Origin of the sequence: Geobacillus sp. LEMMY01 (genome assembly GCF_002042905.1) — a bacterium.
GTDB lineage: Bacteria > Bacillota > Bacilli > Bacillales > Anoxybacillaceae > Geobacillus > Geobacillus proteiniphilus.
In genome coordinates, this window is the sequence record NZ_MVKA01000017.1 from 12,462 (window position 1) to 26,857 (window position 14,396).

The 14,396-nt window shown below is 54.2% G+C and carries 18 protein-coding genes; 12 read left to right on the forward strand and 6 right to left on the reverse strand.

Annotated features, from left to right (window positions below; all coding sequences use genetic code 11):
• Window positions 1-159: 159 nt before the first annotated feature.
• The 3 genes from serA to B1A75_RS09600 form a co-directional block, all read right to left on the reverse strand.
• The gene (serA, locus tag B1A75_RS09590) at window positions 160-1,734 is read right to left on the reverse strand and encodes a phosphoglycerate dehydrogenase (protein WP_074043362.1); all 1,575 of its coding nucleotides are present in this window, start codon (window positions 1,732-1,734) and stop codon (window positions 160-162) included.
• Window positions 1,735-1,956: 222 nt separating this feature from the next.
• Complete coding sequence (locus B1A75_RS09595) at window positions 1,957-2,460, reverse strand: inorganic diphosphatase (protein ID WP_011231730.1); 504 nt, start codon at window positions 2,458-2,460, stop codon at window positions 1,957-1,959.
• 174 nt (window positions 2,461-2,634) lie between these two features.
• Window positions 2,635-2,883 (reverse strand): ferredoxin, encoded by a 249-nt coding sequence (locus B1A75_RS09600; RefSeq protein WP_011231729.1) that lies wholly within the window; start codon window positions 2,881-2,883, stop codon window positions 2,635-2,637.
• A 253-nt stretch (window positions 2,884-3,136) separates the two neighbouring features.
• Between B1A75_RS09600 and B1A75_RS09605 the strand changes: the two genes are divergently transcribed.
• From B1A75_RS09605 to B1A75_RS09625, 5 genes are all read left to right on the forward strand, one after another.
• Entirely contained in the window at window positions 3,137-4,183 is a 1,047-nt protein-coding gene (locus B1A75_RS09605) for a YpbB family protein (protein ID WP_074043361.1), read from the forward strand.
• Entirely contained in the window at window positions 4,171-5,694 is a 1,524-nt protein-coding gene (locus tag B1A75_RS09610; protein WP_074043360.1) for a RecQ family ATP-dependent DNA helicase, read from the forward strand. Before B1A75_RS09605 ends, B1A75_RS09610 begins: the two co-directional genes overlap by 13 nt.
• Window positions 5,678-6,262: a CPBP family intramembrane glutamic endopeptidase gene (locus B1A75_RS09615; RefSeq protein WP_079936121.1), complete on the forward strand. Its 585-nt coding sequence runs from the start codon at window positions 5,678-5,680 to the stop codon at window positions 6,260-6,262. The genes B1A75_RS09610 and B1A75_RS09615 overlap by 17 nt, the downstream gene beginning before the upstream one ends.
• Window positions 6,259-6,804 carry a LysM peptidoglycan-binding domain-containing protein gene (locus B1A75_RS09620; protein ID WP_074043358.1) on the forward strand — a complete coding sequence of 182 codons (546 nt, stop codon included), beginning with the start codon at window positions 6,259-6,261 and terminating at the stop codon, window positions 6,802-6,804. Before B1A75_RS09615 ends, B1A75_RS09620 begins: the two co-directional genes overlap by 4 nt.
• A gap of 112 nt (window positions 6,805-6,916) precedes the next feature.
• Window positions 6,917-7,363: a YpbF family protein gene (locus B1A75_RS09625; protein WP_074043357.1), complete on the forward strand. Its 447-nt coding sequence runs from the start codon at window positions 6,917-6,919 to the stop codon at window positions 7,361-7,363.
• 28 nt (window positions 7,364-7,391) lie between these two features.
• Here the strand turns inward: B1A75_RS09625 and B1A75_RS09630 are convergent, their stop codons facing one another.
• From B1A75_RS09630 to B1A75_RS09640, 3 genes are read right to left on the reverse strand one after another with little or no spacing between them, the layout of a single operon-like run.
• Entirely contained in the window at window positions 7,392-7,961 is a 570-nt protein-coding gene (locus tag B1A75_RS09630) for a manganese catalase family protein (protein ID WP_074043356.1), read from the reverse strand.
• Window positions 7,962-7,994: 33 nt separating this feature from the next.
• Complete coding sequence (locus B1A75_RS09635; RefSeq protein WP_074043355.1) at window positions 7,995-8,255, reverse strand: spore coat protein CotJB; 261 nt, start codon at window positions 8,253-8,255, stop codon at window positions 7,995-7,997.
• Window positions 8,252-8,482, reverse strand: coding sequence for a spore coat associated protein CotJA (locus B1A75_RS09640; RefSeq protein ID WP_014196217.1), 231 nt, complete (start codon window positions 8,480-8,482; stop codon window positions 8,252-8,254). Before B1A75_RS09640 ends, B1A75_RS09635 begins: the two co-directional genes overlap by 4 nt.
• Before the next feature lie 104 nt (window positions 8,483-8,586).
• On the opposite strand from B1A75_RS09640, the gene B1A75_RS09645 reads away from it, so the two are divergent.
• The 7 genes from B1A75_RS09645 (at window position 8,587) to prsW (ending at window position 14,372) form a co-directional block, all read left to right on the forward strand.
• A complete protein-coding gene (locus tag B1A75_RS09645) occupies window positions 8,587-8,979 on the forward strand; it encodes a hypothetical protein (RefSeq protein WP_074043354.1) in 393 nt (130 codons plus the stop codon).
• Window positions 8,980-8,992: 13 nt separating this feature from the next.
• Complete coding sequence (locus B1A75_RS09650) at window positions 8,993-9,388, forward strand: metallophosphoesterase (RefSeq protein WP_139761723.1); 396 nt, start codon at window positions 8,993-8,995, stop codon at window positions 9,386-9,388.
• Between the two features lie 87 nt (window positions 9,389-9,475).
• Window positions 9,476-10,066 carry a genetic competence negative regulator gene (locus B1A75_RS09655; RefSeq protein ID WP_011231720.1) on the forward strand — a complete coding sequence of 197 codons (591 nt, stop codon included), beginning with the start codon at window positions 9,476-9,478 and terminating at the stop codon, window positions 10,064-10,066.
• 158 nt (window positions 10,067-10,224) lie between these two features.
• Window positions 10,225-11,496, forward strand: coding sequence for a Glu/Leu/Phe/Val family dehydrogenase (locus B1A75_RS09660; protein ID WP_011231719.1), 1,272 nt, complete (start codon window positions 10,225-10,227; stop codon window positions 11,494-11,496).
• Between the two features lie 89 nt (window positions 11,497-11,585).
• The gene (locus B1A75_RS09665; RefSeq protein WP_074043353.1) at window positions 11,586-12,578 is read left to right on the forward strand and encodes a YpdA family putative bacillithiol disulfide reductase; all 993 of its coding nucleotides are present in this window, start codon (window positions 11,586-11,588) and stop codon (window positions 12,576-12,578) included.
• A gap of 56 nt (window positions 12,579-12,634) precedes the next feature.
• Window positions 12,635-13,606: an asparaginase gene (locus B1A75_RS09670; RefSeq protein ID WP_079936141.1), complete on the forward strand. Its 972-nt coding sequence runs from the start codon at window positions 12,635-12,637 to the stop codon at window positions 13,604-13,606.
• A gap of 88 nt (window positions 13,607-13,694) precedes the next feature.
• Entirely contained in the window at window positions 13,695-14,372 is a 678-nt protein-coding gene (gene prsW, locus B1A75_RS09675; RefSeq protein WP_079936122.1) for a glutamic-type intramembrane protease PrsW, read from the forward strand.
• Window positions 14,373-14,396 lie beyond the last annotated feature (24 nt).

The window sequence follows — 14,396 nt, forward strand, 5'->3', positions numbered from 1 at the left end:
AAAACAACCTTTTGGGTCAGCCCCATTTCATCACCGCTTTTTCGCAAGAGGGAACTATACGATGCGAATGGCTGCTGTGGGGCTTGCTCGAACGAAAAACGCAGGCTCCTTTCTGGGAAGGCCTGCGTTTCGGTATGATCTGCCCGCAGAAGCGGGTGGTTACGCTTCGAGCCGTTTCACCGTTTCGATGTCATCAATTTGCGCCAACGCCTGCAATACCTCATCATCGACCGGTTTGTCAAGCGATAAGATCATCATCGCCTTGCCCCCCGCTTCTTGGCGGCCGACTTGCATGGTGGCGATGTTGACATCGTACGCCCCAAGCACGTTCCCGACTTTGCCGATCATCCCCGGCCGGTCTTGGTGCTGAATGTATAGGAGATGGCCTTCCGGGGCAAAGTCGATGGCGACGCCGTCAAAATGGACGATGCGGTCGCCGTAGTTCGGCACGTGCGTTCCTTTGATCGTGAACGTTTTGTTTTCGCCATGGACGGTGAGCGAAATGCAGTTCGCATAGCCGTGCGTTTCATCGGAAAATTTTTCGCCGTATGTGATGCCGCGCTCTTTGGCGACCATGGCGGCGTTCACCTCGTTGACGGTTGAGGCGACGCGCGGCCGCAGGAAGCCGGCGAGCAGGCTGCGGGTGATGTACGTCGTCTCCAGATCAGCGACCGTGCCGGCGTAGGTGACCGACAGCTCTTGCACCGGGATGTTCATAAACTGCGATGCAATCAAGCCGAGCTTCCGGCCTAAATGATAGAATGCTTGAATTTTTTCATAGACGTCTTTCGATAACGCCGGCAAGTTGATCGACGACGTGACCGGCCGCCCTTCAAAAAAGTGGAGCAGCTCTTCCGCGACTTGGGTGGCGACGTTCAGCTGCGCTTCGACGGTCGACGCCCCTAAATGCGGCGTGACGATCACATTGTCAAACGCCAAAAGCGGATGATCCCCTGGCGGCTCTTGTTCAAAGACGTCGAGGGCGACGCCGGCGACATGTCCGTTTTCCAAAAACGGAATGAGCGCCTGTTCGTCGATGATGCCGCCGCGGGCGCAGTTGATCAAATAGACGCCTTTTTTCGTTTTGGCTAAGTTGTCTTTGCCCAGCAATCCTTTTGTCTCTTTTGTCAACGGCGTGTGGACGGTGATGATGTCAGCCACGGCCAGCACTTCGTCAAGCGAGTGAATCGAGACGCCGAGTTTTTCGGCTCGATCTTTTGTTAAAAATGGGTCGTACACGTGCACGCTCATGCCAAAGGCGCGCGCCCGTTTGGCGACCTCCGAGCCAATGCGGCCGAAGCCGATGATGCCCAATTTCTTGCCAAACAGCTCGTTGCCGACAAACGCCGAGCGGTTCCATTCCCGCGATTTGACGGAAATGTGCGCCTGCGGGATGCGTCGGACGAGGGCTGCCATCATGGCAAAGGTATGCTCGGCGGCCGAAATCGTATTGCCGTTGGGCGCGTTAATGACGACGATGCCGCGTTTCGTCGCTGCTTCGACATCAATGTTGTCGACGCCCACCCCGGCGCGGCCGATAATTTTTAAGTTCGGCATTTTTTCCAATAGTTCTTCCGTCACTTTGGTGGCGCTGCGCACGAGCAAAGCGTCAAATGTGTGCAATTCCTCTTCCGCTTCGCTTACTTTCTTTTGTACGATGTCGATCTGCGCCGATGCGCAGAGCGGCGCCAAACCTTCTTCACTGATGGCGTCGGAAACGAGTACGCGAAACACAGTGGGTGCCCCTTTCTGTTTCAAGGATGTTAAATTTCTGATAATTTAACATGCGAAAGCGGTTTCTGTCAATGGGGAGAGAAGAAGTCATACCAATGAAAACGTTTTTTTGAGTAGGAATGTTCGGGTTTTGAAAAAGAAAAGCGCCCATATCAAACGACATGGGCAAAATTGTTCGGAAATGGAAAAAACGGCGTCTGACGAAATGATATTTTGGGCGGATTACTTGTTTTTCTGTTCGTTGTAGCGGGCGATGCATTCGTCGATCAATTTGGCCGCGGCTTCCGGCCCTTCCCATGTGCCGATTTCCGTCCGTTTCCCTTGCAAGTCTTTATACCGCTCAAAGAAGTGGGCGATTTCTTTCAGTTTGTGCTGCGGGAGGTCTTCAATCGAGCGCACTTCGTCAAAGCGCGGATCTTCGACCGGAACGCCGATCAATTTCGCATCTTCTTCGCCGCTGTCGACCATGTTCAAATAGCCGATGACGCGTGTATCGATGACGCAGCCCGGGAACGTCGGGTTTGTCGTGATGACCAAAATGTCGAGCGGGTCGCCATCCAGCGCCAACGTATTTTGCAAGTAGCCGTATTCAGCCGGGTAAAACATCGGCGAATACAAGACACGGTCGAGCTTGAAAATGCCCCGTTCTTTGTCGAATTCGTATTTGTTTTGGCTTCCGGTTGGAATTTCGATAAACGCTTCGACAATTTTATTTTCGAATGCCATAACCCGTTCCTCCTTTGTTGGTTATGTATACATGAAAACTTGTCCACCCAGCAGGCGCGGCGGACAAGCCAATCTTATTGTAGCACGTTCGCTCAAGATGCGCTACTTGTGAAATGCCATTTTTTCACGCTTGCATCAAAAAACCCTCTTGCCGACAAAGCAAGAGGGGGAATGTCAGTCGAATTTATTCGGATCGCCGTCAAACGGCTCGTCAGCGACTTTAATCGACTCGGTCGGACAGCCTTCGAAGGCGTCCATCATATCGTCAATCAAAATCTCCGGCACTTCGACGATGCCTTGGTTGTCATCAAGGGTGACGTAGGCAATGCCGTCCTCGTCGTAGTCGTAAATGTCCGGAGCGGCGGCGCCGCAAGCTCCGCAGGCGATGCAAGTTTCTTTATCAACAATCGTATACTTTGGCATAAAAATCGAACCTCCCCAAGTTTATTGGAAACGGACGGGCCATCTCCGTGTTGCCTGCTCGGAAATGAACTTTCACTTTTATAATAAGACCGTACGGCCGGCTTTTCAACAAAAAAATCGCTCTCTTGTATTTTTACACATATGCATCTTATTTAATTTTGTTATCATATGGCGGAACTGTCAACCGATCGATTTTTTCTGCCGACCAGTCGGGCGATTTTTTGCTACAATAGAGGCGAGGGAGGAACGTAGGATGCGGCATGGCTATGCCTCATTTTTGCTCGCCCATTGCTTGCGCCGCTTCAACGGCGAACGGACGCTGGCGGCGGCGTATCATTTGTTTTCGGGAAAAAAATCGGCACAAACGCTCCAAGACAGCAAATGGTTTCAGCTTGAGCCGCTGTTTGGCACATGGAAGAATGTGACGATGACGGCGCTCGAGGCGGCGGCAGCGGCGCTTGTCGAACAGCGACTCGCTTTATCCGCGAAACAGCGGACATACACGTTGACCGCGGCGGGGGAAGAGTGGTTTGTTGGGCAGGCGGCGCTTTTCCCCCGCCATCTGAACGGCTGGCGCTATCATGAGGCGGAACCGCTGTTTTGGCAGCGTCTTTCCTTGATCGGGCAGACATTGTCAAACCTCGTCTATGGGCGGCGTTTTGCGCCGATTTGCCGCGATGAGCGAACGCTTCAATGGGTGAAGCAATATTTGCTTGCAAAAGGATCGCGCCAGATGTTGGCCGAGGCGCTGTATCAAGAGCTCATCCGGCTGCTTGAGGCGGTTTCGGAAGAGGCGGCGGCGATCTTTACGCTGCGTTTGACGAGCGCGGTCCGCATCGGTTGGACGATGGAGCAAATCGCCGCCCATTTGCAAAAGGACGCGCTCTACGTGCAGTTTCAATTCCGCAACGTGCTTCATTACATCATGGCGGAAGCTGAGGCTGGACGCGCTCCGATGATGGCCGAATTGATGAGCGGGCTGACGCCGGCGGTGCTGACACAATCGGCGCAAAAAACGTACGAATGGCTGCGGAAAGGAAAAACGGTGGAAGACATTGCCAAGCTTCGCCGCTTGAAGCGAAGCACGATTGAGGATCACGTTGTCGAAATCGCTGCCAATGTGCCCGGTTTTTCGATCGCCCCGTTTGTCGACGATGAAAAGGCGGCGGCCATTCGAGCGGCGGCGCAGGCGCTTAGGACGCGGAAATTGAAAGAGATTCGCGAGGCGCTTGACGGCAAAGTCAGCTATTTTGAAATTCGGCTCGTGTTGGCAAAGGAAGTGGGACGTTGGACGAGTTGACGAAAACGCTGCACATGCAGTTCGGATATGCTTCATTCCGCCCGGGTCAGCGGGAAGTGGCAGAAGATGTGCTTGCTGGGCGCGACGTGCTGGCGATGCTGCCGACCGGAAGCGGCAAGTCGCTTTGCTATCAGCTGCCAGCGTATTTGCTTCAAGGCAGTGTGCTGATCGTTTCGCCGCTTGTGTCGCTCATGGAGGACCAAGTCGAGCAGCTGCGCCGGCGCGGGGAAAAGCGAGTGATTGCTTTTCACAGCCTGCTTGATGCCGAAGAAAAATGGCAGGCGCTCGCTTCGCTTGCGAAGTTTCGCTTTATTTACGCGTCGCCGGAGATGCTGCAGTCGGCAAAATTTTTAACGGCGCTTCGGCGCGTATGCATTTCGCTTTTTGTCGTCGATGAGGCGCACTGCATTTCTCAATGGGGATATGACTTTCGCCCGGACTTTTTAAAGCTTGGGGAGATCCGGCGCACGCTCGGGGCCCCGCCGTGTCTGGCGTTGACGGCGACGGCGCCGCCCGAGGTGCAGGAGGATATCATTCGCACGCTCGGGATGGATGGCGCCCGCCGCCATATTTATTCCGTCGACCGTCCGAACATCGCCTTACGGGTGGAGCATTGTTCATCAACGGAGGACAAAGCGGCGCGCTTGGCCGACTATGCCAAGCGTCTCGAAGGCCCGGGAATCATTTATTTTTCGAGCCGTCAATGGGCGGAAGAGATGGCGCGCCGGCTCGAGCAGCGCGGCGTGGGACGGGTCGCCTATTACCATGCCGGCATGGACGGGGAGCAGCGGTTGCTCGTGCAGCAGCAATTTTTCTACGGCCAGCTTGACATCGTATGTTGTACGAGCGCATTCGGCATGGGCGTGAACAAAGAAAACGTCCGATTTGTGCTTCATTTTCATATGCCGGCCCAGCTCGAGGCGTACGTGCAGGAAATCGGGCGCGCCGGGCGCGACGGAGCGCCAAGCCTTGCCGTGTTATTTTATGCGGACGGCGACCGAGCCATTGCCCAGGCGATGGCGGAGGCGGAGCTGTTAAGTCCGCGTGAGCTGCGTGAGTGGTGTCGGCGGCTGCCGGAAGGAGCCGGATGGGAAGCAGTGATGGCGGCGCTCGAGACTGCCGGATTCACCGACATACAAAAGCGGCTGTTGGCGTATTTTTTAGAACGGGAACAACGGGCGATGCCGGGCTGGCTGACAGCGGAGGCGAAAGAGCGGCTGTACGGCAAGATGGCAGCCGCCATCGAGGCGCGGCGGCGCTGGAAGCGGAAAAAACTGCAGGAAATGGATGAATGGGTGCACTTGTCTTCGTGCCGGCGTCAAGCGCTCGTCCGCGCGTTTGGCGAGGAGCTGACGGATCGGCGGAATGTCTGCTGTGATCGCTGCGGGCTTTCGCTTGACGGCTATGAACGAGCCGTCCGGCGTCCAGAGGCGGCGCCGGTTCGCCATTGGCGCGAGGAGTTGTGGGACATGTTTTTTGGCGGGGGGCGGACGAATGAAGCGGCAAAGTGAACAAATCCGGCAGATGACGGAGCGCGAGGTGCTTTTTCACCTTTATGTAACGCAAGGGCTCCTGCTTCTTGCTGCCGGCGGCTGTTCGCTCTTTTTGTTCGATTGGGCGGAGTGGCACCGGCTTTGGCGGTTTGATCTCACCGATGTGCTGCTATACGGAGCGGGCGGGGCGGCGCTCGTGCTGGCGGTCGATTTTTTGGCCATGCGCTATTTGCCGGATGATTGGCATGACGACGGCGGGGTGAACGAAAAAATATTCCGCGGCCGTTCGATTCCGCATCTCTTTTTTTTATGCGCACTCATCGCTGTGACGGAAGAATGGCTGTTTCGCGGCGTTGTGCAGACGCATTGGGGGCTTGGGGCGGCAAGCGTCATTTTTGCTGTGCTGCATGTGCGCTATTTGGAAAAATGGTTTTTGTTTCTGATGGTTGTGCTCATCAGTTTGTTTCTCGGTGCACTTTACGAACAGACCGGGAGCTTATGGGTGACGGTTGTCGCCCACTTTTTGATCGATGTGGTGCTCGCTTTGCATATTCGGCTGCAGCGGGAGGAAGGGGTGAAGCGATGAAAGGAACACAGGAGCGCCGAGCGGGGCGGCGCTTGCGGCTCGATGAGAGCGCGCCGTCCTCACGCATCAAACGGCGGAGGGAAAAAGAAGAACAAAAGCGAAAATATGTCCCGTCCCGCCTGCTCGTGTTCTTGTTTTTGGCGTTGCCGGCAGTCGTGCTGGCCATCCACCATGTCCAATCGAAGTCCGACACGGTCACAGTCGTTCGGCACGAAGATCAAAGCGGCCGTGAGACGGTGCGCATTATTCAGGACGACGAAGTCAAGGGGACAGAACAAGCGGCCAAACCGAAGCAGAAGGGCGCCGCCGATCGAGGAAACGTCGGCGGTCGGGAAAAGACCGACCAACGGGGAAAGACCGGTGATGAACAAGGAAAAATCATCACCCATGTCGTCGCAGCCAATGAAACGCTCTACAGCATCGCCATGAAATATTACGGCACACCGAGTGCGATCGACCGCATCAGAAAGGAAAACGGCTTGTCGACGGGCCGTCTTAAGCCAGGGCAAACGTTGCGCATTCCGCTTGGCGAAAACCATTGAGCGACCCCGTCTTTTTTTGAACAAAGCATTGTCTGCCGCTCCCTTCTTTGTTCTAATGCTACCTTCTGCGGCATATGATGGACAATAGAAACGGGACAAGGGGGAGAGCATGATGGCCCATTTTCCAGATGAATTTCCCCTCGATGAAGTGGCGAAGGAAATGTTGATGGCCGTCATCGAAAAAAAGAAAAAATGGGAGCGGCTCGAAAAGCGGACGTTGCTCTTGCAGGCGGCCGCGTTTTCCGGTTTGGCCATTTTCCTTCTTTATCTTTTGGCCAAGGCGGCGGCTTTCGGGACGTGGGGGGAGAGGATCGCCTGGTTTTTCGCTGCGCCTGCCCATGTGTTTATTCTGCTTCTTTTAAGCACCGTTTATTGGGCAGCCGTCTACTACAAAGGAAAAAGCGAAAAGGCGGAAGACGATTTTCACGCCCTCCGCTGTGAGATCATTCAAAAAAGCATCGATTTATGGCAGAACCAAGAACAGTGGAACGGGCGCCATCGGCTGTTTGAATGGATGAAGCGGGAGTATGGCATCAATCTTTATTATGAACAAAGTTGAGCGGGGGTTCCGCTCAGCTGCTGTTGGCTTAGAAAACCTTTTTATGGTTGCGCTCCTCTTTTAAAATTTCCACCGCTTCACGGAACCGTTGGGCATGGATGATTTCCCGCTCGCGCAAAAAGCGGAGTCCGTCGTTTAAATCCGGGTCGTCGCTCATATTGATGATCCACTGATACGTCGCGCGCGCTTTTTCTTCGGCCGCGATGTCCTCATACAAGTCGGTGATCGGGTCGCCTTTCGCCTGGATGTACGTCGCCGTGAACGGAACGCCGGCGGCGTTATGGTAAAAGAGGGCGCGCTCATGGTCGATGTAATGCGGCTCCAGCCCGGCTTCTTTTAGCTGCTCAGGCGTCGCGTCTTTCGTCAGTTTGTACACCATCGTTGCGATCATTTCAAGGTGGGCGAGTTCTTCCGTACCGATGTCGTTTAGCAGCCCGATGACTTTCGGCGGCAGCGTATAGCGCTGGTTTAAGTAGCGGAGCGCCGCCGCCAGCTCCCCGTCTGCCCCGCCGTATTGCTCGATCAAATATTTTGCCAGCCGCGGATTGCACGTGCTGACGCGGACCGGGTATTGCAATTTTTTTTCATAAATCCACATGATCCGTTCCCCCTTGCGTTCGTGATGGATCGGCTACACTTGCCAAGGCCATGGCGCATCGTCCCAGTTCCACGGATAGTTGGAATAGCTATGGCCAAACTGTTCAAGCGGACCGTAGGCGGCTTCAAATTGTTTTTTCAGCTGTTTCCGTTTTTGGGCGAGTTGGTTAAATTGTTGAATCGCTTGATAGTCGGTCGGGTGGGTGTCCAAGTAGAGTGTCAGTTCGACGAGAGCAAAGTCGACGGCTTGCAGCTCTTCAAGCTGTTCATAATACTCCTTTGGCATTTGTTTCATGAGCCATCACCTTTTGTCTTTGTTTCGTAAGGGCTGTAGTACGGATCGTAAAACACTTGCCAAAGCGTCCCTTTCATCAACGCTTCACGAAGAGGGAATTGCGGCAAGTTGGGCGGCTGGAATCCGACGTATAAGTTTGGTGCGGTGACGTATGTTTTCACGCGGATCGGCGGGCATGGGTCAAACGGGCTGGTGTACGGCTCATATTGTTTGCGCGTTGTAAACATGAAACCCCTCCTTTTTTGGCAAAGTTCAGTCTATATGTATGATAGAGCAGTATCGTTCATGCCTGTTTGTCATGGCGAATCATGGCAATAATAAGGAGGAAAAAATGGGCCGCCTATGGATGATCGCCTTTGTCGCTGTCTTGTGCACGTATTTGTTTTTTCGCTGGCTGCCGCCCCTTGAGCCGTTTTCCCCAACCTTGTTTTTGACGCAGCTGTTGTTTTCCCCGCTTCGAACATGGCTTGCTTTTGCCTGTTTTTTGCTCGGCGTCGCCGCCAACGGGGCGCTTCTTTGCATCGCTGTAACCGGGATGATGCGCCTGTTGTCCGGCCGGCGGCTTCGCTTAGGCCAATGGTTGCTCAGCTTGGCGGCGCTCGGCCATTTTTATTGGGCGTTTCAGTTCCATTGGCGGTTGGCGGTGCTTTTTTTCGTTTTTTCCTTCTTTTATGGTATGATGATGTTGAGAGATCGCCAGGCGATGCCGCATCGCTGGCCATGACAGGGGAGGAAGTATGCTCATCGGGGGAACAGTCATTGCTTTGCTTGCTTTGCTCAGTTATATGTGGAAAGAGGCGCACAGAAACGAAGTTCGCCATTTGACACTGTCATTTCCCAATTTCCCTGACGACTGTCCGAGACTGGCGATTTTCTTTATCTCTGATATTCACCGGCGGACGGTATGTGCCCAAATGCTTGAGACGGTGAAAGGAAAAGCCGACTTCGTCTTGATCGGCGGGGATTTGGCTGAAAAAGGGGTGCCGGCGGCGCGCGTCCGTGAAAACGTGCGCCGGCTGCGATCGGTTGCCCATGTTTATTTTGTTTGGGGAAACAACGATGATGAAGTCGATTACCCGGAAAACGGGGCGGTCGAGAAAAAATGCTTGTCTAAAACGGGGAAAACGATGTAAACTCATTAATAACAACAAACGAACCAATCGCCGATTGCATCATACAATAACGGTAAGAGATGGCTCTGTAGGTAAGGAGGGGTGCCGATGCGTCTTGAGCGCTTGACCCACAACAAAATCAAAATTTTCCTGACGTTTGACGATTTGCTGGACCGCGGGTTGACGAAAGACGATTTATGGAAAGATACGTTTAAAGTCCATCAGCTGTTCCGCGATATGATCGAGGAAGCAAGCGAAGAGCTCGGTTTTGAAGTGAACGGATCGATCGCGGTCGAAGTGTACTCTTTACCGGCGCAGGGCATGGTCGTTATCGTTACGAACGAAGGCGACTACGACGACATGGAAGAAGAATTCGCCGACGATTATATTGAAATGCAAGTAACGCTCGATGAGAGCGATGACATATTTTACGAATTCCAAACGTTTGAAGATGTCATCCAGCTCGCTCATCGCCTGCATGCGGTCGGCTGCCTCGACGGCACACTTTATTCCTATCAAGGCCGCTTTTACTTGCATGTTCCCGAAGAACCCCCTATTCCGCTCGACAACTTTGTCGCCTTGCTGGCCGAGTTTGGCAACCCGGCTACGATAACGATACATCGTGTGCAAGAATATGGGAAGCGACTGATTGAACGCCGCGCGATCGAACAGCTCGTTCGTTATTTCCGCGCCAACTAAGGCATAGAAAGACTCCTTGAAATGGACAAGGAGTCTATTTTTTGCGCCAACTGTTCGGCGCCGCTTCGCCATTTTTCCTTTGCATCCGGCCACAGAAGGTGTATACTATGACATGAAAGGCGACAAATTATTATAGCGAGCTTATAGGAGGTTTACGTATGGCAGCCGATAAGCATACGGAAGAGAAGGAGCAACAATACGACGTGTTGGCGTCGACACAAATTGTTATACATAGAGCATTGGAAAAGCTCGGCTACCCGGAAGAAGTGTATGAGCTGTTAAAAGAGCCGATCCGCGTGTTGACAGTCCGCATTCCGGTGCGCATGGACGACGGGTCGGTGAAAATTTTTACCGGCTACCGCGCGCAGCATAACGATGCGGTCGGCCCGACGAAAGGCGGCGTGCGTTTCCATCCTGATGTGACGGAACGCGAAGTGAAAGCGCTGTCGATTTGGATGAGCTTAAAGTGCGGCATCGTTGACTTGCCGTATGGCGGCGGCAAAGGCGGCATCGTCTGCGACCCGCGCACGATGTCGTTCCGCGAGCTCGAGCGGCTAAGCCGCGGCTATGTGCGCGCCATCAGCCAAATCGTCGGACCGACAAAAGACATTCCGGCGCCGGATGTGTTTACGAACTCGCAAATTATGGCGTGGATGATGGATGAGTACAGCCGCATCCGCGAGTTCGATTCGCCGGGTTTTATCACCGGGAAGCCGCTTGTCCTCGGCGGTTCGCACGGCCGGGAAACGGCGACGGCCAAAGGAGTGACGATTTGCATCCGCGAGGCGGCAAAAAAACGCGGCTTGTCGCTCAAAGGGGCGCGCGTCGTCGTGCAAGGGTTCGGCAACGCCGGCAGCTATTTGGCCAAATTTATGCACGACGCCGGGGCGAAAGTCGTCGGCATTTCCGATGTGTACGGCGCGCTGTACGACCCGAACGGGCTCGACATCGACTATTTGCTTGAACGGCGCGACAGCTTTGGCACGGTGACGAAGCTGTTTAAAAATACGATTTCGAATCAAGAGCTGCTTGAGCTCGATTGCGATATTTTGGTGCCGGCGGCCATCGAAAACCAAATTACGGCCGAAAACGCTCCGCGCATTAAGGCGAGCATCGTCGTCGAGGCGGCGAACGGGCCGACGACGCTTGAGGCGACGGAAATTTTGACGCAGCGCGGCATTTTGCTCGTTCCGGACGTGCTTGCAAGCGCTGGGGGCGTGACCGTGTCGTACTTCGAATGGGTGCAAAACAACCAAGGTTACTATTGGACGGAAGAAGAAGTCGAACAGCGGCTTGAGAAAGTGATGGTCAAAGCGTTCAACAACGTGTATGAAATGGCGCAGACGCGCCGCGTCGACATGCGCCTTGCCGCCTACATGGTCGGCGTCCGCAAAATGGCGGAAGCGTGCCGGTTCCGCGGCTGGGTGTGAGCGCAGCAAGCGCCAATGTTTGCAAGCTTTGGTGAAATCCCCTATCATAAGATAGGGGATTTTTTGCTTCGTGCGAGGTGACAAGAACGATGAAAGAGGAGAAAATCATTATTGTCGGCGGCGGGCCGTGCGGGCTGGCGGCGGCGATCGCTTTGCAAGACGCCGGATTTTCGCCGCTGGTGATCGAGAAAGGAAACATCGTCCATTCGATTTACCGTTTTCCGACGCATCAGACGTTTTTCAGCACGAGCGACCGGCTGGAGATCGGCGGCGTGCCGTTTATCACCGAAAACCGGAAGCCGACGCGAAATCAAGCGCTCGCTTATTATCGGGAAGTCGTGGTCCGCAAGCAAGTGCGCGTCAATACGTTTGAAGAAGTGAAAAACGTCAAGCGGCAGGAAGACGGGACGTTTTTTATTGAAACGACAAAAGGGACGTACCGCGCGCAGTACGTCGTCATCGCCACCGGCTATTACGACCATCCGAACTATATGAACGTGCCGGGGGAAGAGCTGCCGAAAGTGATGCATTACTTTAAAGAAGCGCATCCGTACTTCAACACCGACTGCGTCGTCATCGGCGGGAAAAACTCGAGCGTCGACGCGGCGATGGAGCTTGTGAAAGCCGGGGCGCGCGTGACGGTGCTGTACCGCGGCAACGAGTATTCGAAAAGTATTAAGCCATGGATTTTGCCGGAGTTTGACTCCCTTGTGAAGAAAGGCGTCATCCGCATGGAGTTTCGCGCTCATGTGAAAGCAATTACCGAAGATGCGGTCGTTTATGAAGTGGACGGGGAAACGAAAACGATCAAAAACGACTTTGTGTTTGCCATGACCGGCTATCATCCGGACCATCGCTTTTTGACGAACATCGGCGTTCAGATCGACCCGGAAAGCGGCCGGCCGCATTATGATCCGGAGACGATGGAAACAAACGTGCCGGGGGTGTTTATCGCCGGGGTGATCGCCGCCGGCAACGATGCGAATGAAATTTTTATCGAAAACGGCCGCTTCCATGGAGACGCTATTGCTGCCTGCATCGTCCGGCGCGAACGGGAGGCGTCAGCCAAGCAGCTGCAGTAGCGCTTCATTGGCCAATATCTTAATGATGCTAAAGCGAGAAAGCGAGGATGGCTTGCGTGACGAAACGGAAAGTGGTGCTCCTGACAACCGGCGGCACGATTGCGAGCAAGCGGAACGAACGCTCTGGCCGCCTGCGGGCCGGGGCGCTAAGCGGTGAAGAGCTCGCCGCGATGTGCCATTTGCCGAAGGAGATTGAGGTCATCGTTGAAAGTGTATTTCAACTTCCTAGCATGCATTTGACGTTTTCGCATTGGCTTGAGCTGAAAAAGCGAATTGAGGCGCATTTCACCGATCCATCCGTTGATGGCATCGTCGTCACTCACGGAACCGATGCGCTCGAAGAAACGGCCTATTTCCTTGATTTGACGATCGATGACCCGCGGACGATCGTCGTCACCGGTTCGCAGCGGGCGCCGTCTGATTTGGGCAGCGATGTGTACATCAACATCCGCCATGCCATTTACGCCGCGTGCGCCGAGCCGCTGCGTGGGGCGGGGACGGTCGTTGTGTTCAATGAACGCATTTTTGCCGCGAAATACGTGAAAAAAGAACACGCCTCGAACATTCAAGGATTCAACGCTTTCGGCTTCGGCTATTTAGGCATCATTGACAACGATGAGGTGTACGTGTACCAAAAGCCGATCCGACGCGAATATTACAAGCTTGTGCGCCCGCTTCCGCCCGTGGACATTGTGAAATGCTACTTGGAGGCGGACGGCAAGTTCATTAAAGCGGCTCGAGAAAGCGGCGTCGCTGGCATTGTGCTCGAAGGGGTCGGCCGCGGGCAAGTGGCGCCAAAAATGGTCGATGAAATCGTCAAAGCCATCGAAGCGGGGATCAAAGTCGTTGTGACGACGAGCGCCGAGGAAGGGGCGGTGTATACAACATACGATTACCCCGGCAGCGCCTACGATTTGCATAAGAAAGGAGTTATTCTTGGCAGCGACTACGATGCGAAAAAGGCGCGCATCAAACTCGCCGTGGCTCTCGCAGCCGACGCCGCCCTCGACGGCTTGTTCGCCTATTAGGCGACAAGCGGGCCGGCAATTCCCCTTTTTTTCTCCCTCGTTTCGTGGTACGATGAAGTTAAAAATGCCAAAGAAACGGGGATCGGGGATGTTTTCGTTGATTTCCGCCGGCGTCGCCCCCGGGGTGGCGTTGCTTAGTTATTTTTATTTAAAGGACGAGTATGAGGCTGAGCCGCTTTCGTTTGTGTTGCGCATGTTTTTGTTCGGCGTCTTGCTTGTGTTTCCGATCATGTTCATCCAATACGTGCTGGCGGCAGAAGGGATCGTCGCGTCGCCGGCAGCCGAGGCGTTTCTTTCCGCCGCGCTCCTTGAGGAGTTTGTCAAATGGTTTGTCGTTTATTTTTTTGTGTATGACCACGACGAATTTGACGAGCCGTATGACGGCATTGTGTACAGCGCCAGCGTCTCGCTCGGGTTCGCGACGCTGGAAAACATTTTGTACTTATTGGCCAACGGAGTGGAGACGGCCATCGCCCGGGCGCTTTTGCCGGTGTCCAGTCATGCGCTCTTTGCCGTCATCATGGGGTTTTATTTCGGCAAGGCGAAGTTTGCCGGCCAAAAGCGCCGCTATTATTTATGGGCGTCGTTTTTGTTGCCGTTTTTCCTTCATGGCGTCTATGACTGGCTGCTGCTCGCCAAAGAGCGATGGGGCTATTACATGGGGGTGTTTATGCTCGCCTTATGGTGGGTGGCGTTGCGCAAAGTAAAACAAGCGAAAGGATACGCCCGCTGTCAGGCGGTGCCGCCTGTGAAAAGCCAAGCGTAAAAGCTTTGGCTTTTTTCTTTTTTT

What these genes read in the sequence shown, in the direction of transcription:
- B1A75_RS09665 (WP_074043353.1), top strand. Translation starts at nt 11,586, where the DNA reads ATGAAAGAGGAGAAAATCATTATTGTCGGCGGCGGGCCGTGCGGGCTG.
- B1A75_RS09615 (WP_079936121.1), top strand. Translation starts at nt 5,678, where the DNA reads ATGAAGCGGCAAAGTGAACAAATCCGGCAGATGACGGAGCGCGAGGTG.
- B1A75_RS09625 (WP_074043357.1), top strand. Translation starts at nt 6,917, where the DNA reads ATGGCCCATTTTCCAGATGAATTTCCCCTCGATGAAGTGGCGAAGGAA.
- B1A75_RS09595 (WP_011231730.1), bottom strand. Translation starts at nt 2,460, where the DNA reads ATGGCATTCGAAAATAAAATTGTCGAAGCGTTTATCGAAATTCCAACC.
- B1A75_RS09660 (WP_011231719.1), top strand. Translation starts at nt 10,225, where the DNA reads ATGGCAGCCGATAAGCATACGGAAGAGAAGGAGCAACAATACGACGTG.
- B1A75_RS09650 (WP_139761723.1), top strand. Translation starts at nt 8,993, where the DNA reads ATGCTCATCGGGGGAACAGTCATTGCTTTGCTTGCTTTGCTCAGTTAT.
- B1A75_RS09620 (WP_074043358.1), top strand. Translation starts at nt 6,259, where the DNA reads ATGAAAGGAACACAGGAGCGCCGAGCGGGGCGGCGCTTGCGGCTCGAT.
- B1A75_RS09600 (WP_011231729.1), bottom strand. Translation starts at nt 2,883, where the DNA reads ATGCCAAAGTATACGATTGTTGATAAAGAAACTTGCATCGCCTGCGGA.
- B1A75_RS09630 (WP_074043356.1), bottom strand. Translation starts at nt 7,961, where the DNA reads ATGTGGATTTATGAAAAAAAATTGCAATACCCGGTCCGCGTCAGCACG.
- B1A75_RS09635 (WP_074043355.1), bottom strand. Translation starts at nt 8,255, where the DNA reads ATGAAACAAATGCCAAAGGAGTATTATGAACAGCTTGAAGAGCTGCAA.
- B1A75_RS09605 (WP_074043361.1), top strand. Translation starts at nt 3,137, where the DNA reads ATGCGGCATGGCTATGCCTCATTTTTGCTCGCCCATTGCTTGCGCCGC.
- prsW (WP_079936122.1), top strand. Translation starts at nt 13,695, where the DNA reads ATGTTTTCGTTGATTTCCGCCGGCGTCGCCCCCGGGGTGGCGTTGCTT.
- B1A75_RS09655 (WP_011231720.1), top strand. Translation starts at nt 9,476, where the DNA reads ATGCGTCTTGAGCGCTTGACCCACAACAAAATCAAAATTTTCCTGACG.
- B1A75_RS09640 (WP_014196217.1), bottom strand. Translation starts at nt 8,482, where the DNA reads ATGTTTACAACGCGCAAACAATATGAGCCGTACACCAGCCCGTTTGAC.
- B1A75_RS09645 (WP_074043354.1), top strand. Translation starts at nt 8,587, where the DNA reads ATGGGCCGCCTATGGATGATCGCCTTTGTCGCTGTCTTGTGCACGTAT.